Genomic DNA, 21,206 nt, shown 5'->3' on the forward strand with positions numbered 1-21,206 from the left:
CATTTGATGCAAATATAGATAAAAAACAATATGTTGCGTCAGTATGAAGCATTTGTTGCAGTAATAGGCGCATTTGTGTCATTTTCATCTAATCTCTCCGAATATCTTTGCAACAATCGAATTAACTCAATTAATGAAACATGAAAAGTATAAAGACGTTTGCAGGATTTATCGGAAGTATCGTTCTTTTTCTTACGGGTTGTCAGGCATCTGACTCCAAGACGAATACCTTCAAGTTTTGGTATGACCAACCCGCCGCGGAGTGGATGCAGTCTCTCCCTTTAGGCAATGGTCGCATTGGTGTAATGGTATATGGCGGAATAGAGGAGGAAACACTCGCGCTGAATGAAAGTACCTTATGGTCGGGACAATACGACGAGCAACAACAACGCCCTTTCGGAAGGAAAAAGCTGGATGAACTAAGGCAGTTGTTCTTTGATGGTAATTTAGCTGATGGTAATGGAATTGCAGGCAATGCAATGCACGGAACCGCCCATTCCTTCGGTACTCATCTGCCGATGGGAGACTTAAAGATCCGGTTTACTTATCCCGAAGGAAAGATTAGTCAGTATCAACGGGAACTGGATTTGCATACAGCCGTCAGTAAAGTAACTTATCGCGCAGGGAATGTTAATTATACCCGCGAGTGCATTGCTACCAACCCTGATGATGCAATTGTATGGAATATAAAAGCCGATAAGCCTGGCAGTATTCAAATGGAAATCAGCCTCGACTTATTAAGGAATGCGGAAATACGCGCAGAGGGTAATCAGTTGATCTATACAGGAAACGCTGAGTTCGAGAAACACGGATCGGGCGGCGTACTCTTTGACGGTCGCATTGCCGTAAAGCTACAAGACGGAACGGTGGAAGCAAACGAAAAAACGCTATCTATTAAAGATGCTACGGAAGTGATGTTGGTAGCCGATATCCGTACGAACTTTAAAAGCACCGTATTTGCAGGCTATGATTATAAAAAAGTATGTAAAGAAACCACCGAGAAGGTTTTAGGTGCTGACTTTACCTCGCTACGCGAACGTCATATAGCCGACTATGCTCCTTTGTTCGAAAGAGTGGATATGTCGTTGGGCGATGGACGCTATAATAAACTACCGACGGATAAACGTTGGGCACAGGTGAAAGAAGGAGTTGCCGATCCTGACTTGGATGCATTGTTCTTTCAATATGCACGCTATTTACTAATAGCCTCTTCTCGCCCTAACTCTCCGTTGCCTGTTGCCTTGCAAGGTTTCTTTAATGACAACCTCGCTTGCCACATGGGATGGACCAATGATTATCACCTGGATATTAATACGCAACAGAATTACTGGATTGCCAATGTAGGTAATCTGGCCGAATGCCATACTCCGCTCTTTGGGTATATTAAAGATTTGGCACATCACGGAACCAAAGTCGCTCAAGATCTTTACGGTTGTAAAGGTTGGACAGCGCACACCACTGCTAATGTGTGGGGATATGCAGCCGTATCAGGCAGCATCGCCTGGGGTCTATTTCCAACAGCTTCTTCCTGGCTTGCTTCTCATTTGTGGACTCAATATGAGTATACGCAAGACAAGAAGTATCTGGCGGAAATAGCCTATCCCCTTTTGAAAAGCAATGCGGAGTTCTTATTGGATTATATGGTAATAGACCCCAATAATGGCTATCTGGTAACAGGTCCGAGTATCTCTCCCGAGAATAGCTTCCGCCACGAAGGAGGTAATTACTGTGCTTCGATGATGCCTACTTGCGACCGTGTGTTTGTAGAAGAAATCTTCTCTTATTGTATTAAGGCTTCCGAGATTCTGGGTATGGATCGTCCTTTTGCCGACAGTCTTAGAACATCCCTTCAAAAGCTGCCTCCTTTCTTCATCTCTGAAAGAAACGGTGGATTGCAGGAATGGTTTAAGGATTATGAGGAAGCACACCCGAACCACCGACATACAACTCACTTGCTTGCACTTTATCCGTATTCGCAGATCACTCCCGATAAAACACCTGAACTGGCAGCCGCTTGTAGAAAAACCATTGAAAACCGACTGGCTACTCCCGATTGGGAAGATACGGAATGGAGCCGTGCCAACATGATTTGTATGTATGCCCGCTTACGAGACACAAAAGAAGCGTATGCCAGTTTGCAACAATTATTGGGTACGTTAACTCGCGAAACACTGCTAAGCATGTCGCCCGCAGGTATAGCAGGGGCTCCGTATGATATATTTATCTTCGACGGAAATGCGGCAGGCGCGGCAGGTATGGCGGAAATGCTTATTCAAAGTCATGATGAAGTGATTGATTTGTTGCCTTGTTTGCCTGAGCAATGGAAAAACGGATACTTTAAAGGCTTATGTGTGAAAGGAGGAGGAGAAATGTCGGCTAACTGGAAAAACGGAAAACTGGCAGGAGCTTCGCTGAAAGCAACAGCGGATAATTCGTTTACAGTGAAGGTGCCGAAAGAAGGAAAATATGCTATCTTTATCAATGGGGAGAAAACAGAAATGACTCCGGATGCAAAGGGGTTGGTTACCTTAATGCTTAAAGAAAATGATTTGGTAGAGATACAATGATAATGAATTTGCTGAGAATCAAATTGAATGCCATAAGCATTTCAATCAAATGAAGTAAGCATTCGGGTTAAATGAAGTAAGCATTTGAAGTAAATGAACCCTTCATTTAACCCAGATGCTTACTTCAAGCTACTCCTTCCTCTCCTGATACCTTTTCCTATACTCCTTCGGAGTAATCTCCATCTCCTTCACAAAAGCCTTCGAGAAATGGAAGGGATCGAAGAACCCTAATTTGAATGCAATCTCTTTAATCTTCAATTCCGTGAATTGCAAATAAGAGCAAGCTCTTTGAATGCGGAGCTGATTATAATAAACAATAGGCGAATAAGATGTTTTTTGAGTGAACAAGGTGGTTAGATGCGATACCGAATAACCCGCTTCACGTGCTATGTCTTCCAATGTGATTTTGTTTTCGAGATTCTCCTTCATAAAGAGAATGCTTTTTTGCACCACATCGTCAACTTTTACATTTTTGATCTCTCTGTACTGCTGCAAGTATTTAATGGAAGCCAGAAAGTACATGAGGCAAAAAGAGATATGCTCCAGATTCTCGGGACTATATCCCATCTCCAGATTCCGAAACATTTCTTCAAACAGTAAAAGCCTTTCTCCATGCCTGCTGTTGGCAGAGTCCTTCAAAGAAACGGGTCTTCCTATGATGGATTGGAACATATCTACGTTTGTTCCCTGAAAGTGAATCCAGCAAATGCTCCACGGGTCTTGGAGGTTGGCTCCGTAAGCATGCGCTGCTTTCTCGGGTATGATAAATACCTGATTGGCAGTTAGGTGGTACCTCTCTCCACCACATTCTACCCAGCCTTTGCCCTTTTCGCAATAGATAAGAATATTTTCGTTGGTTCCGTCTACTCTTTCCCGATAGTGATATTTTGCATGGGGGTAATAGCCGATGTGGGTTACATACATCTGCTTTGTAATTTTATTCTTTGCCTGCAACTCTCTTATATTATAAGGAGTGATAATGGCTTTTTCCCCTTTAAATCCTTCGGCTATGGTTTCCATTCTATGCTGTTTAGAAGATTATATCATTTAGAACACAAAGGCACAGAGACACAGAGTTGTATATAAATAACCGTGAATTAGTAAATTAAAACCTCTGTGTCTCTACGCCTCTGTGTTCATTCATCAATACTCCTGCTAAAATAGTGATATTTTACATGTTTTCAGAAGTATAATACATCTTTTCTTTCTTCTTTCCCTCTATTTTTGCATTATTATTAATTTAAACTAATACACATGAAAGGAAATAACTCGTATTTAATGCTTATCACCTTTGTTTCTGCCATGGGCGGACTCCTTTTTGGTTATGACTGGGTAGTGATTGGAGGTGCAAAACCTTTTTACGAGGTCTTTTTCAATATCGCCGATTCACCCTCTGTACAAGGATTTGTAATGGGAAGTGCCATTCTGGGATGTCTGGGAGGCGTGATGGTATCGGGCGGACTGTCCGATAGGTATGGCAGAAAGCCTTTATTGATTGTGGCTTCTCTTATCTTTATCATCTCTGCTATTGGCACGGGAATCGTCAATTCGCTTTCCTGGTTTATTGTATATCGCCTTATTGGAGGTGTTGCCATTGGTATTGCCTCTAATTTATCGCCTATGTACATTGCAGAGGTTTCACCCGCCCGGGTAAGAGGTAAGTTTGTTTCGCTAAATCAACTAACAGTAGTAATCGGTATTCTTGCCGCCCAATTAGTAAACTGGCTAATCGCCGAACCCACCCTCGCCGGCGAAGACATTCTGAATTCCTGGAACGGGCAGACGGGATGGCGTTGGATGTTCTGGGCAGAAGCTGTTCCTGCTTTCATCTTCTTTATAATGATTTTCATTGTGCCCGAAAGTCCGAAATGGCTGGGCACACAACGAAAGTTCGACCAATCGGAAAAGATATTGGTACGCATCGGAGGCTCGGAATATGCCAAAACGGAAATAAAAGCTTTACGTGAATCCCTTTCCGAAACCAAAGAAAAGATAGATTACAAACTTCTTTTCAAAGGAAAAATGCCTAAGGTATTATTGATTGGTATTGTAATTACTGCTTTCCAACAGTGGTGCGGCATCAATGTAATATTTAACTATGCACAGGAAATCTTCTCTGCCGCAGGCTATGGAGTATCAGATATCCTTTTTAATATTGTTATCACAGGAGTTATCAATGTAATATTTACCATCGTAGGAATGTACACGGTAGATAAACTGGGGCGTCGCTCGCTGCTTTTGTTCGGAGCTATTGGGCTAACGTGTATCTACCTGGCATTAGGTGCTTGCTACTATTTCCAAATATCAGGAATAGCGGTTCTTGTATTGGTTTTGTTAGCCATTGGCTGCTATGCCATGACATTGGCACCTGTTACCTGGGTGGTGATATCAGAGATCTTCCCGACAAGAGTCAGAGGGATGGCTATGGCTATATCTACTTTTTCGCTCTGGGCGGCGTGTTTCGTACTGACGTATACCTTCCCGTTATTAAATAGTGGATTGGGAGCTTATGGTACCTTCTGGTTGTATGGATTCATTTGTTTGCTTGGATTCATCTTTATAAAGAAAAATTTGCCGGAGACGAAAGGGAAGTCGCTGGAGGAGATAGAGAAGGAACTTTTATAGGAAAAGGTAGAGACGCATGGCATGCGTCTCCTCTGATACCATTTCTTGGGTTTGAGACGCATGCCATGCGTCTCTACAACAGCCCGTACCATGCGGAACAATATAATCCATTCAAATAATCACCAATAAACATAAAACAACAATGGAAAAAATCACCAACTATCTGATACAATCAACTGTCAATCAGAAAGGAATAGTAAAAGCCTGGGAAGAGGAAATCATGCTTCCCACCTACGACATAGGAGAAGAAGAAAAGAATCCTATCTTCTTAGAAAAACGTGTCTACCAGGGAAGTTCAGGTTCTGTGTACCCCTACCCTGTGGTAGAGAAGATATGCGATGAGAAGTTTGATAAAGCGTACAAAGCACTATTCATAGAGAATGCATACATCAAAGTGATGATTCTTCCTGAGTTGGGAGGACGTATCCAAATGGCTTACGATAAAGTAAAGAGCCGTCATTTTGTTTACTACAACCAAGTTATAAAGCCTGCATTGGTCGGTCTTACAGGTCCGTGGATATCGGGAGGGATTGAATTTAACTGGCCTCAACATCATCGCCCAAGCACCTATTTGCCAACTGATTATTATATTGAAAAGAATGATGATGGCAGTGTAACTGTATGGTGCAATGAGGTAGAACGCATGTTCCGCACCAAAGGCATGCAAGGTTTCACACTTTATCCAGATAAGGCTTATATTGAAATCAAGGTAAAGGTATATAATCGTACTTCTTTCCCGCAAACATTCCTGTGGTGGGCAAATCCCGCCGTCGTAGTGAATGACGGATATCACTCCGTATTCCCACCCGATGTACATGCGGTATTCGACCACGGGAAACGAGATGTATCTAACTTCCCCATTGCCACGGGTGTCTATTATAAACAGGATTATTCTGCGGGAGTAGATATCTCCAAATACAAAAACATACCTGTACCTACCTCCTATATGGCCATTCAATCCAAGTTCGATTTCGTAGGAGGATACGAAGAAGAGGCCCGTGGAGGATTGTTGCATGTGGCAGATCATCATGTATCCCCAGGTAAGAAACAATGGACATGGGGATGCGGAGATTTTGGCATCGCATGGGATAGGAATCTTACCGATGAAGATGGTCCTTACATCGAACTAATGACAGGAGTATACACCGATAACCAACCAGACTTTACCTGGTTACAACCCGGTGAAGAGAAATCATGGGTACAGTACTTCATGCCTTATGCAGAGGTAGGATATGTAAAGAACGCCACCAAAGATGCCGTCGTGAATGTGGACATTCAAGAAGGAAAGGCTCAAATAATTCTATACACTACTTCCGAATATAAAGAGTTGCGGATTATTCTTAAAAACAAAGAAGGAAAAGTCTATCTGGATGATTATGCCAATACTTCTCCGGCAGATGTGTATACAAAAACCGTAACCATTGGTCAGGAACTCCCCGAAGAACTTATCTTCGAACTCTATAATCGGGAAGGGAAAGAGATGCTTACCTATCAGGCAGATAAACCCGAAATCAAGCCGACACCCGATCCTGCCAAAGCGGCCAAAAACCCCGAGGACATAGCTTCCATGGAGCAACTTTACCTCACGGGATTACATCTGGAACAATACCGTCATGCTACCTACAATCCTACAGACTACTATAAGGAAGCCCTTAAAAGAGAGCCTGGAGATGTTCGATGTAATAATGCTATGGGATTGTGGTTGATGCGTAAAGGACAATTTGAATTGGCAGAGCCTTATTTTAAAACAGCCATCAATACATTAACGGAGCGTAATCCGAATCCTTATGACGGCGAGCCTTATTTCAATTTAGGTTGGTGCCTCAACATGCAAGGTAAATCGGATGAGGCTTACGATGCTTTCTTTAAAGCCACCTGGAACGCTGCCTGGCAAGATGCCGCTTATTATGCACTGGCATTGATCGACTCTCGCAAAGGTTTATGGGAGAATGCATTGGAAAGAGTAAACCTCAGTCTGATTAGAAACTGGCATAACCACAAAGCCCGCCAACTGAAAGCTTCTATCCTCAGAAAGTTAGGAAGAACAGAGGAAGCTCTAAAGCTGATTGATGAATCATTAACCATTGATCGCTTTAATATGGGATGCCGTTTCGAAAAATATCTGTTGACTCAACACCCCGAAGATTTACATGAGTTGAAAACATTGATGCGTGGTGCTATTCATCCGCATATTGAATATGCTATCGACTTTGCATCAGGAGGATTGTATGAGGAAGCTGAACAGTTATTATCTTATTGCATCGTCGACAAAGATCAGGTATATCCGATGGTTTACTATACATTGGGATACTTTGCCTCACAAGCAGGAAACCCTGACAAAGCCAAAGAGTATTATGTAAAAGCCTCTCAAATGAGCCCTGACAAATGCTTCCCCAACCGCATAGAAGAGGTAAACATTCTGAAAGATGCCATCCGGTTGAACCCGACGGATGCATACGCTCCTTACTACCTGGGAACGTATTGGTATGCAGCCCGTCAATACAAAGAGGCAATAGCCTGTTGGGAAGAATCGTTGAAACTCAACAACAAATTCCCGACGGTACTGCGCAATCTGTCTTTAGCCTATTATAATAAGCTGAATAATAAAGAAGAAGCAAGAACTCTCCTCGAAAAGGCATTCGAATTAGATCCCACAGATGCACGTATCTGTATGGAATTGGATCAGTTGTACAAGAAGTTAGGATTACCACATTCCGAAAGGCTTGCTTTCTTAGAAAAGCATATCGACTTGGTAGAACAACGAGATGACTTATCGGTAGAGCGCATTACACTCTACAATCAATTAGGTAATTACGCTAAAGCCAAAGAGCTGATTGCAAGTAGAACGTTCCATCCCTGGGAAGGTGGAGAAGGAAAGATTACCAAGCAATATACCCTTTGTCGTGTAGAATTAGCCAAGCAAGCTATCCAGAACAAAGAATATGAAAAGGCAATTGCCCTCTTACACGAAACGGATACATATCCACATAACCTGGGAGAAGGCAAGCTGGCCAATGCCGAAGAAAATGATATCAACTATTATAAAGGATTAGCTTACCAAGGAGCAAACAATAAAGAGCAAGCCACTCTCTACCTGACTAAAGCAACTATCGGTTCGCAAGAGCCTGCACAGGCATTCTTCTACAATGATCAGCAACCCGATAAGATTTATTATCAGGGATTGGCTTGGGAAGCATTGGGAGAGTCGGATAAAGCCAAAAGTCGCTATAACAAACTGATAGATCATGGCGAAAAGCATTTATTTGATAATTGTCGTATTGATTACTTTGCGGTTTCTCTACCCGATTTGGCTATTTGGGAAGATGATATGAATAAGCGTAATAAGATTCATTGCTACTTCGTAATGGGATTGGGGCATCTGGGGTTAGGTAATAAAGAGAAAGCAATGGAATATCTGAATAAGGTGAAAGAGCTGGATATCAATCATCAGGATAGCCAGTTGATTCTGAATACTGTATAATTCTGGGCTATTGAGATGCTGCACAGCACCCCTCGCCCCTTCGGGGAGAGGTGGCCTTTAGGTCGGAGAGGGGAATTCTCTGTTACTAAAGCTTTTTATTTACGCCTTTATAAATGTCTATAATTCCCCTCTCCGCCCTTTGGGCACCTCTCCCCGAAGGGGTGAGGGGTGCTATGCAGGCTTAATGTGATGACATTGGGCTTTTATATAAACTAATTTAGAAACCATACTTAAAACTACTTCCATGAAAAAGATCAGTTTGTTTCTTTTCCTCTGCTTCTATTTACTATTTCCCTGTTTGGGTAAGAAAATAAGTGTTTCATCTCCCGATAAGAGATTAGTTATGGAACTGGATATTCGAGATCAGATATCCTACCGGGTCACCTATAAAGGAACAGAAATCATTGCTCCATCCCGAATAGACATAGAACTCTCAAACGGTTATTTAGGAGAAAACGCTCAAATTAAAAACACTCGTACAAACTCCGTAAAGCAAATATTAGAGCCTCCTTATGGAAAGTTCAAGCAGCTTACTAATCACTACAAAGAAGTAATCATTGACTTTGAAAACAATTATTCATTGATAGCCCGAGCATACAACGAAGGAGTAGCCTATCGGTTTGTAACCAAGTTACCGAATGAAATAGTTGTCAACAATGAAATAGTAGAAGTAAACCTAACAGGAGATCCCGCCGCTATCTTCCCCGAGACGGATAACTATACAGCCTGGGAACTGATGTATATTGATTACGCAAGTATATCCGCTATCACAGAAGGAAAAAGAACCATTACCCCTGTCCTATTCTCCGAGGAGAACGGAACGAAAGTAATAGTAGCCGAATCCGATGTCAGAGACTATCCCGGCATGTATCTGAAAAAGAATAAAAATGGATTCCAGGCAGACTTTGCCTCCTACCCTGATAGTACCGCTATAGGAGGCTGGGGGTTTGTATCCGTGGTTCAGCGTACGCGTAATTACATCGCCAAAACTTCGGGCACAAAAGAATTTCCTTGGCGCATTATCATGGCTACCGATGATGACAGAACTTTACTGACTAATGAGCTCATTTATAAACTGGCCAAACCCTCGGTACTCAAAGATATTTTGTGGGTAAAACCTGGTAAAGCAGCCTGGGAGTGGTGGCACGATGCTATGCTGCCAGGGATAGATCTTCCCTCAGGTATGGATAACCGAAATACTGCTTTATACAAATACTATGTCGACTTCGCTGCACAAAACAACCTGGAGTACTTAATGATAGATGCCGGATGGTCCGATTTATTTGACCTATCCAAAGTAAACCCCAAAGTAGATATCAATGAAATCATCAACTACGCTCGATCTAAAAATGTTGGAGTATTCCTTTGGTGTACTGCCATCTCTCTTACAGACAGAGCAGACGAGTACCTACAAATGATGAATAATTGGGGAGTAGCAGGTATTAAAGTAGACTTCTTCGATCGGGATGATCAACAAGCTATGCAATGGTATGAAACTATAGCCGAGAAAGCTGCCAAGTATAAACTTATGGTCAACTTTCATGGGTGCAGTAAACCCACCGGCTTGCAACGTACTTACCCAAACATACTAAACTTCGAAGCCGTAAGAGGCGAGGAATGTTCTAAGTGGGATTTAACAGCAAACCCACAACACCACCTTACTTTCCCTTTCATTCGGATGTTAGGCGGTCCATTGGATTATACTCCGGGGGCACTACGTAACAGATCCTTTCAGATGTTTAAGCCTGTTGATCCCGGCTTGCCCATGGCACAAGGTACCCGTTGTCATCATCTGGCTCTGTTCGTTATCCTCGATCAATATTTCGCCATGCTGTGCGATTCTCCTGCCGAATATATCAAATACCCCGATATTATGAGTTTCCTCTCCAAAGTGCCTGTTACCTTTGATGATACAAAAGTTCTATCTGCGAAAGTAGGCGAATATGCCCTGATGGCTAAGCAAAAAGGAGATGAATGGTTTGTGGGAGGTATGACTAACTGGACAGCTCGCAATATGACAGCCGATTTCTCTTTCCTCCCTGCAGGAAAGAAATATAAGGCAGAGATCTTTAAGGATGGAGATAAATCCTATCTATATGCCGATCAATATGTATTCGAAACTGCTGAAGTAAACGCAGACACAAAGCTTACTATTCCTCTTTCTCAAGGAGGTGGGTTTGTGATACATCTTTATCCTAATTAGCAACAATTTATGATATTATTTAGAACACAGAGACACAAAGGCACAGAGGTTTTAATGACACAAAAATTGATGAAAGCTCTGCGCCTTTGTGTCTCTGTGTTCTATTCCATTATTGCCAACCTATGATTATAATATCTACTCAAACAAAAAGAGAAAATATTTTCCTCTTCCGTATCACTAATTTTACAGGGGCTTATGTGGAGATCTCTAATTATGGTGCGTCTATTGTATCTGTGGTTGTTCCTGATCAGCACAACAAATTAGAGAACATCGTACTCCGATATAACAACCTCGAGGATTACTTGAGTGATCCGTATTATATGGGAGCCACCATCGGACGGGTTGCCAATCGTATTTCGAACGCTCAATTTACATTGAACAGGCAAACTTTTCAATTAGACAAAAATGTTGGAAACAACAGCAATCACGGAGGGTACAATGGCTTCCATCAAAAGATCTTCGATTATACCATAAGCGGCGAAGAGCTTACGCTCTATACAATAAGTAAAGATAAGGAAGGAGGTTTCCCCGGAGAAGTAAACTTTTCGGTTACCTATTCCTTTTCAGATTGCAATGAATTGTGTATTACATATCGGGCTGAATCAAACCAACCAACTCCGATAAACTTTACCAATCATGCTTATTTCAATTTAGGAGGGAGCAATAAGAGTATCTTGGAAGATCTTCTTTGGGTAAACACCAAGCAATACTTAGAAACCAATGCGGAATTTCTGCCCACAGGAAAGACTTGTTCAACAGTAGGAACTGCATTTGATTTTGGTTCTTACAAAAAGATCAAATCTATGATGCCCTTAAAGCAAGATAACCTGCAAGGATACAATGCCTATTTCATGAAAGATAAAGATTATAAAGAAGATTTGCCTCTGGCCTCTATAAGAAATGAACAATCGGGCCGCATAATTGATTTATATACCACCATACCGGGAGTATTGGTTTATACAGGAGACTTTCTATCTGATCCGTTTATTCCTTTCGGAGGCATTTGTTTAGAAGCACAATTTCCTCCCGACGGGGTGAATCAATCTTCTTTTATGTCCAATATCCTTCACCCCGGAAAGATCAAAACGGATACTATAAAGTATCGCTTCCGGTGTCGAAAGGAAGCTCCATTTGACCATCGCCCAAAAGATTAAAAGTTAAGCGATGATAAGGCGAAGTGCCTTCATTTGATATCGCTAATCGGTGCTTCTTCGTTGGATATCCCTTATTTTGTTTCCAACTGTAAACAGGATATTGCTCATGCAGTTCATTCATATAGTCATCTCTATATGTCTTCGCTAAGATAGAAGCCGCGGCAATAGAGAGGTATTTACCGTCTCCTTTAATTACTGTGGTATGAGGAATGTCTTTATAAGCTCTAAACCGATTTCCATCAATAAGCAGATGCTCCGGTTTAATCGTTAATTGATCAACCGCCCGATGCATAGCCAGAAAGGAAGCATTGAGAATATTAATCTCATCAATCTCTTCCGGCGTAACGATGCCTACTGCCCAAGCGAGTGATTCTTGTTGAATTACTTCACGAAGAAGGTAGCGCTGCTTCTCTGTTAGCTTCTTCGAATCATTTAGGAGTTCATTCTGAAAGTCTTTGGGTAATATAACGGCGGCAGCGAATACGGAACCGGCCAGGCAGCCGCGTCCGGCTTCATCACAACCGGCTTCGATAAGATCTTTGTTTAACCAGGATAATAACATTGATTTGAGTTAAGAGTTGAATTACAAAGATAAAGAAAATTCTTTAGCCACGGATTACGCGGATTGCACAGATTCTAATGCACGGATAAAAAATAAATCCGTGTTTTAAGATCCGTGCAATCCGCGTAATCCGTGGCTAAATAGATATTATTTAACTCAAAACAGGCTCCAAGCTACTGTTAGCCCTGCCATTACTATAGCTACCATACTCATTAACTTAATAAGAATATTTAAGCTTGGCCCGGAAGTATCTTTAAATGGATCTCCTACTGTATCACCAACAACAGTTGCTTTGTGTACCTCGCTGCCTTTGCCTCCGAAGTTTCCTTCTTCCACATATTTCTTGGCATTATCCCAGGCACCACCGGCATTGGCCATGAAGATGGCAAGAACGAAGCCACTGCTAAGTCCGCCGATTAATAAGCCTAATACACCTGGAACACCAAATATAAGTCCGGTCAGGATGGGAGCAATAATGGCAATTAATGAAGGGACAACCATCTCACGCTGGGCACCTTTAGTAGATATTTCCACACAACGTTCATAATCAGGCTCTGTTTCTCCTGTAAGGATACCCTTTATCTCGCGGAACTGACGGCGTACTTCATCCACCATTTTAGCAGCAGCACGACCTACGGCATTCATTGTTAAACCACAGAATAAGAAAGCCATCATAGAACCGATAAATATACCTGATAATACTTTGGGATTCATTAAAGTAACATCATAGTAATTCATGAAATCTACAAAACTTGCTTCATTGATAGGGATGTTATCACCATTAGGCATGGCAAGCACATTAGAACCTAAACGTACTAAACCAATACGGAGTTCTTCAATATAAGATGCCAATAAAGCTAAGCCTGTAAGAGCGGCAGATCCGATGGCAAATCCTTTGCCGGTAGCAGCAGTGGTATTTCCTAAGGAGTCTAAGGCATCTGTACGCTTGCGTACTTCGGGACCTAAAGCAGCCATTTCAGCATTTCCTCCCGCATTATCGGCAATAGGTCCGTAAGCATCTGTAGCTAAGGTAATTCCAAGCGTGGAGAGCATACCTACGGCAGCAATACCGATTCCGTAAAGCCCCATGCCTACATTGTTAAAGTCAAATCCGGAGGCGAAGAGGAAAGAGGCAATCACTCCAACAACTACGGCTATCACAGGAATGGCAGTAGAAAGCATTCCTAATCCTATTCCCGAAATAATAACGGTGGCAGGACCTGTCTGCCCGCTTTCACTTAATTTCTGGGTAGGACGATAAGATTGGGATGTATAATATTCTGTAGCTCGACCAATTACAATACCTACGATTAAGCCGACCACTACTGAGCAGGAAATCCATGCCCAATTATCTATCTTCAAAAGCCAAAGAATCAGGAAAGTAGCGCCTACAATCAAGATGGAACTTAAATTCGTTCCGAAAGACAGCGAGTTAAGCAAATCTTTCATCGTAGCATTCTCTTTGGTACGAACGGCAAAAATACCAATGATAGAGAGTAAAATACCTACAGCAGCAATAAGCATGGGTGCTATAACTGCTTTAAATTGCATCTCCACATTGCCGCTGGTCATAAATGCGGCGGCACCTAAAGCGGCGGTAGCTAATATAGATCCGCAATAAGATTCATATAAATCAGCTCCCATTCCGGCTACATCTCCCACATTGTCGCCTACATTATCGGCAATGGTAGCCGGATTACGTGGATCATCTTCGGGGATACCGGCTTCTACTTTACCTACTAAGTCGGCACCTACATCGGCAGCCTTTGTATAAATACCTCCTCCCACACGAGCAAAAAGAGCCTGAGTACTGGCACCCATACCAAATGTAAGCATGGTAGTGGTGATTATACCTAATTTATGTGTAGCAACTGCATCGGCAGGGATAAAGTAATCCAGCAGAAGATACCAGAAGGAAATATCCAATAAGCCAAGTCCTACTACTACCAATCCCATTACTGCACCACTTCGGAAAGCAATACGCAGACCTCCATTTAATGAAGTACGAGCGGCATTTGCTGTACGAGCAGACGCATACGTTGCCGTTTTCATTCCTAAAAAGCCGGCAAGTCCGGAAAAGAAACCACCGGTAAGAAAGGCCACCGGCACCCATCCGTTCTGCACCTGAAAACCATACGCCATAATAGCAAAAAGAACAGCTAAGCCCATAAATACAATAAAAACAACTTTATATTGCTGTTTCAGATAAGACATAGCCCCCTTTCGGACGGCAGCAGCAATTTTAATCATTTGAGGAGTACCTTCGCTTTCTTTCATCATTTGCTTGTAAAAGAAGTAAGCGAAACATAGTGCCAAGATAGAGGCTACAGGAACGAGCCAGAAAAGGATATTATCCATAGAATCAATATTTTGAGGTTATATAAACTCAAATGTATGGATTCTAAGTGAGAATTACAATTTTGCAGTCAGCAAACTATACTAAAAAAGCAATGACACACTGCCATTGCTTTCACATATTTCCTTATAGCGGTTTATTTTTATTTCACCACTTCTTCTTTGAATCCTAACAGAGGGAAGAATACGAAAGGCAAAAGTAATAAGCCAATTGCATAACCAGCCTCTTTACCAAATTTCTCAGCTACTTCTTTATACAATAAGAAAGAGAAAGAGATATTTTTAGTACATTTTATGAATGTGTGTAATAGCTATTCAGACCAAGAAAACAGAAAAAATATTAAATAAAGTCATTTAGAACATGCTTGATATGCGTTTTAAGCCTTCTGCAAGAACATCAATTTCTTCTTTTGTGTTATAAATTCCAAATGAAGCACGTACCGTTCCTGTAATACCAAGGCGTTGCATTAACGGTTGTGCACAATGATGCCCGGTGCGTACGGCTACTCCTAAGCGATCTAATAAGGTACCCATATCGAAATGATGAATATCATTAACCAGAAAAGATATTACACTTCCTTTACTGTCGGCCTCGCCGAAGATACGCATGCCTTCTATTTCTTTCAGGCGTTGGGTAGCATAAGTAGTCAACTCGTGCTCGTATGCGGCAATGGCATCTAAGCCGATGGCTGTTACATAATCCAATGCTTTGGCAAAGGCAGTGGTACCAATATAGTCGGGTGTACCGGCTTCAAACTTGAAGGGGAGTTCATTGAAAGTGGTTTTCTCGAAAGTAACTGTTTGAATCATTTCGCCTCCACCCTGGTAGGGAGGTAGACGATCGAGTAAGTCCTCTTTGCCATATAACACGCCAATACCCGTAGGGCCATATATCTTATGACTTGAGAAAGCATAGAAGTCTGCATCCAATTCTTGCACATCTACCTTCGTATGGGGTACTGCCTGTGCACCGTCTACCAATACATAAGCGCCATTTGCATGGGCTATTTCTATCATTTCCGCAATGGGGTTGATTGTGCCCAACACATTGGAAACATGAGTAACGCTGACTAACTTAGTCTTTTCGGAAAAGAGTTTTTTGTATTCATCAATCAGCAATTCTCCCTTATCATTCATGGGAATTACTTTGATGCCAATACCTTTCCGCGCAGCCAACAACTGCCAGGGCACAATATTGCTATGATGCTCCATGACGGAAATAATCACTTCATCTCCTTCTTCCATAAATGCTTCACCAAAAGAGCAAGCAAGCAAATTGATAGATTCAGTGGTGCCACGGGTAAATATAATTTCATTGGTTGAGCGGGCGTTGATAAACTGCTTTACGGTTTCCCTGGAATTCTCATGCAACACCGTAGCCTGCTGAGACAGGAAATGAACGCCTCTATGCACATTCGCATTTACCGAGTAATATTCGTCGACAATGGAATCGACTACTACCCGGGGTTTCTGAGTAGTAGCTCCGTTATCAAAATAGACCAATGGTTTACCATAAACCTCCCGTTGCAAGATAGGGAAGTCTGCTCTTATCTTTTTTATATCTATCATTTCTACAATTCTTTGCATATAGCACATCCACGACATTTAGCAAGTTCGCCACGAAAACGTTTTTCTACCAATACATGCAAACGCTCTTTCAATGCATCTAAACGGATGGTATCGATTACTTCGTTTACGAATGCAAACATCAACAGTAGTCTGGCTTCCTTTTCTGCAATACCACGGGCACGCATATAGAATAAAGCATTCTCATCTAACTGCCCTACAGTAGCTCCATGACTACATTTTACATCATCGGCATATATTTCCAACTGTGGTTGGGTATACATACGGGCTTCGTGCGTGGCACAAAGGTTGCGGTTGGTTTGTTGAGAGGTGGTGTGTTGCGCCCCCGGACGAACCAGTACCGTACCGGCAAAAGCTCCTACAGCTTGATCATCCAATACATATTTAAATAGTTCGTTGCTGTTGCAGTTGGGCACCGCATGATCAATAAAGGTGTTATTGTCTACATGTTGGGTCTTATCCGCAATGGCCATGCCACACAAACTGATGTCTGCCCGTTCTCCGGCAAGGGTCACCTCTGTTGTGTTGCGGGTTACTCCGTTATGAAGGGTCATTTCATTCAGCAGTACTGTGCTGGAAGCTTCTTGTTTTACATATAGGTTGCTGATGCGGGTGGTCTTGTTGTGGGTTTCTTCCAACTCATATAAGTCGAACATAGCGTTCTCTCCCACAAATACTTCTACGACTTGGGTAGAGAGGAAGCTTACCGAATCCATTGCATGATCGCACATCAGCAGTTTTGCCTGCGCTCCGTCTTCTATGACGATTAGTACACGGCGGTTGACCATGAAGTCAACATCTGCACGAAGTACATTAACTAACTGAATGGTTTTCTCTAATACTGCATGTTTGGGCACATAGAAGAAAACACCGTCTTGTACAAAAGCAGTATTGAAGGCTGTGACACCGTCTTTTGAGGTATCGGCTAATTTGCCATAATACTTCCTTACCAATTCGGGGTACTTTTGGGCGGCTTCTTTGAGGCTTTCGAAGATGACTCCTTCGGGCAGCTCTGTTTTAGGAAGGGCTTTGTTATAGAAAGAATCGTTTACAACAAAGTATAGGGCGGTGCTCATATTGGGTACGTCGCACTTGAATACTTCGTAAGGGTTGACGGGGATATCTAAACGGTTTAAGTTCAGACCGTAGTCGGGCTCAAATAGTTTGCTTATCTCGGTGTATTTATATTTTTCGTCTTTCCGGGTAGGAAATCCTTGCTGACGAAAGTCTGCAAAGGCTTGGGCACGAGGGGCACTGAGCACCTCTGCACTATGCTTGCGGATCATCCCTTCTGCTTGGGAGAAGAGATCAATATATTGTTGTTCTATACTCATACTTTTTGTTTTTAGACGCGGATTGCGCGGATTATACGGATTTAAAACACGGATATTTTTTTTATTCAAACTCTAAACAATCGTCTTCATAGTAATGAGTAGTAAATATCTTACGTTTGATTTCTGGAGTACGACCAAAATTTAGTAATAAACCAATCTCAACTCCAGTTGCTTTCAAATAATTTACCAGTTGAACTTCGTGTTCCGGCAATAGTTGCTTCACAGCCTTTAATTCTATAATAATAAGTTCCTCTACAACAATATCAGCCACATAACGCCCAACTAACTCATTTTTATAGAATACTTTAATTTCTTTTTGAGGTTCACATTTCAACCCCATTCTTATCAATTCTTTATACAACGCATTTTGATATACTTGCTCCAGAAAACCATATCCAAGTACATTATACACCTGATAAAAAGCACCAATAATCTCTTCCGTAAGTTCTTCGTGCAACATTAAATCCGTGTTTTAAATCCGTATAATCCGCGCAATCCGCGTCTTAATTATATTAATTACTCCCCTACTTCCTCCTTTATCCAATCATATCCGCGCTTTTCCAATTCCAAAGCCAGTTCCGGCCCAGCCGTTTTCACAATGCGCCCCTTATACAGCACGTGCACCACATCCGGCTTGATATAATCCAGCAATCGTTGATAATGCGTAATCACAATGCAACTTGTCTCCGGCGTTTTAAGTTTATTCACCCCATCTGCCACGATGCGCAAGGCATCAATATCCAAGCCAGAGTCCGTTTCATCCAGAATGCTTAAGCGCGGTTCCAGCATAGCCATCTGGAAAATCTCGTTACGCTTCTTCTCTCCTCCGCTGAAACCTTCGTTCACACTGCGGTTCGCCAATTTATTATCAAGCTCCACGATGGAACGTTTCTCGCGCATTAACTTCAGGAACTCACTCGCGTTCAAAGCAGGCAGGTTCTTATATTTACGTTGCTCGTTCACAGCAGCGCGCATAAAATTCACCATGCTTACTCCGGGAATTTCTACCGGATACTGGAATGACAAGAAGACGCCTTCATGGCTCCGATCCTCCGGACTTAGTTCCAGCAAATCCTTTCCGAAGAAGCTCACACTTCCCTTGGTTACTTCAAAAGCCGGGTTACCCACCAACACACTGCTCAAAGTACTCTTTCCCGAGCCGTTAGGCCCCATGATAGCATGTACTTCACCCTGGTTTACAGTGAGGTTGATTCCTTTTAATATCTCTTTTCCGTTGATACTTGCGTGCAAGTCTTTTATTTCTAACATTTTCATTTTAGTTACGAGTTACAAGTTACTAGTTACAAGTTGTGAGTTACGAATCACCAGCTACTTGTAACTCGTAACTAGTAACTCGTAACTACTATATCATCCCACACTTCCCTCCAAAGAAATGCTTAACAGTTTCTGTGCTTCCACGGCAAACTCCATCGGAAGTTTATTCAACACCTCTTTGGCATATCCGTTGACGATCAAACCTACCGCATCCTCCGTAGAAATACCACGTTGGTTGCAATAGAATATCTGATCTTCACTGATTTTGCTGGTAGTGGCTTCATGCTCCACAATAGCCGTTTCATTATGAATATCCATGTAAGGGAAGGTATGTGCACCGCATTTATCACCTAATAATAGGGAGTCGCACTGACTGTAATTGCGGGCTCCCGAAGCTTTTTCGGCTACGCGAACCAATCCGCGATACGAGTTCTCGCTTCGTCCGGCAGATATTCCTTTACTTACAATGGTGCTGCGGGTATTTTTTCCGATATGAATCATTTTGGTTCCGGTATCCGCTTGTTGGTAGTTATTGGTAACGGCTACGCTGTAGAATTCGGCTGTAGAGTTATCGCCGGTTAAGATACACGAAGGATATTTCCAGGTAATGGCACTACCGGTTTCCACCTGTGTCCAGGATAGTTTGCTGTCTACTCCTTTACAATGACCGCGTTTGGTTACAAAGTTATAAACACCGCCTTTGCCATTTTCATCACCGGGGTACCAGTTTTGCACGGTACTGTATTTTACTTCGGCACGATCGTGCACTACGATTTCTACAATGGCAGCATGTAATTGATTCTCATCTCGTTGAGGAGCTGTACATCCTTCCAGATAAGATACATACGATTCATCATCGGCTACAATCAAGGTACGTTCAAACTGTCCGGTATTGGCGGCATTGATACGGAAATACGTAGAAAGTTCCATCGGGCAACGCACCCCTTTGGGGATATACACAAAGGAACCATCCGAGAAAACAGCCGAGTTAAGCGCCGCAAAGAAATTGTCGCGATAAGAAACTACGGAGCCAAGGTATTTCTTTATCAGGTCGGGATGATCTTGCACCGCTTCGCTGAAAGAGCAAAAGATAATACCTTTCTCCAACAACGTTTCTTTAAAGGTAGTCTTTACCGATACCGAGTCCATCACCGCATCTACGGCCATGCCGCTGAGTGCCATTTGTTCTTCCAGGGGGATACCCAGTTTATTGAAGGTCTTTATCAATTCGGGATCTACTTCGTCCAGACTCTTCGGACCTTCTTTCTTCTTGGGAGCCGCGTAATAAGAGATTGCCTGATAATCAATTTCAGGAATACGCAAATGCGCCCAGGTAGGCATTTTCATTGTTAACCAATGCCGATAGGCATTCAACCGAAACTCAAGCAACCACTCCGGCTCGTTCTTCTTGGCCGAAATGATACGAACCACCTCTTCACTAAGACCTTTCTCAATGATTTCCGTCTGTACATCGGTAGTAAAACCGTATTTGTACTTCTCCTGGGTGAATTCTTTTACATATTTATTGGGTTCTTCTTGCTGCATAACTTAAGTTAATAAATATTGTTGGGTCAGTTCCTTTGCTACGGGAAAAAGACCACTGATGATATGTTTGATTGGATAATATAACACTGAGTCTTCCTTGATTGTTCCACTTATCAGTACGTTGTTAACATCCAGATAATCGAGTATATTCATCAGGATGCCCAATACCAATATACTGGTAAAGGTACCTAACAGAAAGCCTAACAAACGATTTACCCATCCTAAGGAAACGGCTTCCAAGGCATGGGTAAGGACAGAGGCCAATAAGAAAAAGAGTAGAGGTACAATAGCCCAAATAGCTACAAATGAAATTATCTGGACTATAGTCATAGAGCTTTCGCTAACCATCGGACTGACCTTTTCTGCCAACGACAGGTAAAGCGCCCGTGCGGCAATCAGTCCTATAACTAATCCTAAAACAGAAGCCAACTGCTTAAGAAGCCCTTTCAGGCATCCGTGCAAAGCTCCTGCAACGAGTATGACGAGAATTATGTAATCGATTATTAGCATATAATTAT

Annotated in this window: 15 protein-coding genes; 5 read left to right on the plus strand and 10 right to left on the minus strand. The window is 42.3% G+C overall.

Going from position 1 to position 21,206, the window contains the following annotated elements; all coding sequences use genetic code 11:
* Nucleotides 1-140: 140 nt before the first annotated feature.
* Nucleotides 141-2,567, plus strand: coding sequence for a glycosyl hydrolase family 95 catalytic domain-containing protein (locus D0T60_RS03230; protein WP_163216710.1), 2,427 nt, complete (start codon nt 141-143; stop codon nt 2,565-2,567).
* Nucleotides 2,568-2,696: 129 nt separating this feature from the next.
* On the opposite strand, the gene D0T60_RS03235 is transcribed toward D0T60_RS03230, so the two are convergent.
* Nucleotides 2,697-3,587, minus strand: a complete 891-nt coding sequence (locus tag D0T60_RS03235) for an AraC family transcriptional regulator (protein ID WP_163216711.1) — start codon at nt 3,585-3,587, stop codon at nt 2,697-2,699.
* A 234-nt stretch (nt 3,588-3,821) separates the two neighbouring features.
* Here D0T60_RS03235 and D0T60_RS03240 point away from each other — a divergent pair, with 234 nt between their 5' ends.
* From D0T60_RS03240 to D0T60_RS03255, 4 genes are all read left to right on the plus strand, one after another.
* A complete protein-coding gene (locus D0T60_RS03240; protein WP_163216712.1) occupies nt 3,822-5,192 on the plus strand; it encodes a sugar porter family MFS transporter in 1,371 nt (456 codons plus the stop codon).
* 142 nt (nt 5,193-5,334) lie between these two features.
* Entirely contained in the window at nt 5,335-8,673 is a 3,339-nt protein-coding gene (locus D0T60_RS03245) for a DUF5107 domain-containing protein (RefSeq protein ID WP_163216713.1), read from the plus strand.
* A 244-nt stretch (nt 8,674-8,917) separates the two neighbouring features.
* Entirely contained in the window at nt 8,918-10,876 is a 1,959-nt protein-coding gene (locus D0T60_RS03250; protein WP_163216714.1) for a glycoside hydrolase family 97 protein, read from the plus strand.
* Nucleotides 10,877-10,998: 122 nt separating this feature from the next.
* The gene (locus D0T60_RS03255; RefSeq protein WP_163216715.1) at nt 10,999-12,030 is read left to right on the plus strand and encodes an aldose epimerase family protein; all 1,032 of its coding nucleotides are present in this window, start codon (nt 10,999-11,001) and stop codon (nt 12,028-12,030) included.
* Here D0T60_RS03255 and D0T60_RS03260 read toward each other — a convergent pair.
* The 9 genes from D0T60_RS03260 to D0T60_RS03295 all read right to left on the minus strand — a co-directional run bounded on the left by D0T60_RS03260 (nt 11,969) and on the right by D0T60_RS03295 (nt 21,198).
* Nucleotides 11,969-12,592: a ribonuclease HII gene (locus D0T60_RS03260; protein ID WP_163216716.1), complete on the minus strand. Its 624-nt coding sequence runs from the start codon at nt 12,590-12,592 to the stop codon at nt 11,969-11,971. The genes D0T60_RS03255 and D0T60_RS03260 overlap by 62 nt on opposite strands.
* Before the next feature lie 156 nt (nt 12,593-12,748).
* Nucleotides 12,749-14,950, minus strand: a complete 2,202-nt coding sequence (locus tag D0T60_RS03265; protein WP_163216717.1) for a sodium-translocating pyrophosphatase — start codon at nt 14,948-14,950, stop codon at nt 12,749-12,751.
* Nucleotides 14,951-15,090: 140 nt separating this feature from the next.
* Complete coding sequence (locus D0T60_RS18920) at nt 15,091-15,243, minus strand: DUF5684 domain-containing protein (protein ID WP_370524367.1); 153 nt, start codon at nt 15,241-15,243, stop codon at nt 15,091-15,093.
* A 58-nt stretch (nt 15,244-15,301) separates the two neighbouring features.
* Nucleotides 15,302-16,513 (minus strand): cysteine desulfurase, encoded by a 1,212-nt coding sequence (locus tag D0T60_RS03270; RefSeq protein WP_163216773.1) that lies wholly within the window; start codon nt 16,511-16,513, stop codon nt 15,302-15,304.
* A gap of 5 nt (nt 16,514-16,518) precedes the next feature.
* Complete coding sequence (gene sufD, locus D0T60_RS03275; protein WP_163216718.1) at nt 16,519-17,868, minus strand: Fe-S cluster assembly protein SufD; 1,350 nt, start codon at nt 17,866-17,868, stop codon at nt 16,519-16,521.
* Nucleotides 17,869-17,929: 61 nt separating this feature from the next.
* The gene (locus tag D0T60_RS03280; protein ID WP_163216719.1) at nt 17,930-18,328 is read right to left on the minus strand and encodes a GxxExxY protein; all 399 of its coding nucleotides are present in this window, start codon (nt 18,326-18,328) and stop codon (nt 17,930-17,932) included.
* Between the two features lie 56 nt (nt 18,329-18,384).
* A complete protein-coding gene (sufC, locus tag D0T60_RS03285) occupies nt 18,385-19,137 on the minus strand; it encodes a Fe-S cluster assembly ATPase SufC (protein ID WP_163216720.1) in 753 nt (250 codons plus the stop codon).
* A gap of 99 nt (nt 19,138-19,236) precedes the next feature.
* The gene (gene sufB, locus D0T60_RS03290; protein ID WP_163216721.1) at nt 19,237-20,688 is read right to left on the minus strand and encodes a Fe-S cluster assembly protein SufB; all 1,452 of its coding nucleotides are present in this window, start codon (nt 20,686-20,688) and stop codon (nt 19,237-19,239) included.
* Nucleotides 20,689-20,691: 3 nt separating this feature from the next.
* A complete protein-coding gene (locus D0T60_RS03295) occupies nt 20,692-21,198 on the minus strand; it encodes a CvpA family protein (RefSeq protein ID WP_163216722.1) in 507 nt (168 codons plus the stop codon).
* Nucleotides 21,199-21,206 lie beyond the last annotated feature (8 nt).

Source organism: Bacteroides sp. 224, from assembly GCF_010500995.1.
Lineage (GTDB): Bacteria > Bacteroidota > Bacteroidia > Bacteroidales > Bacteroidaceae > Bacteroides.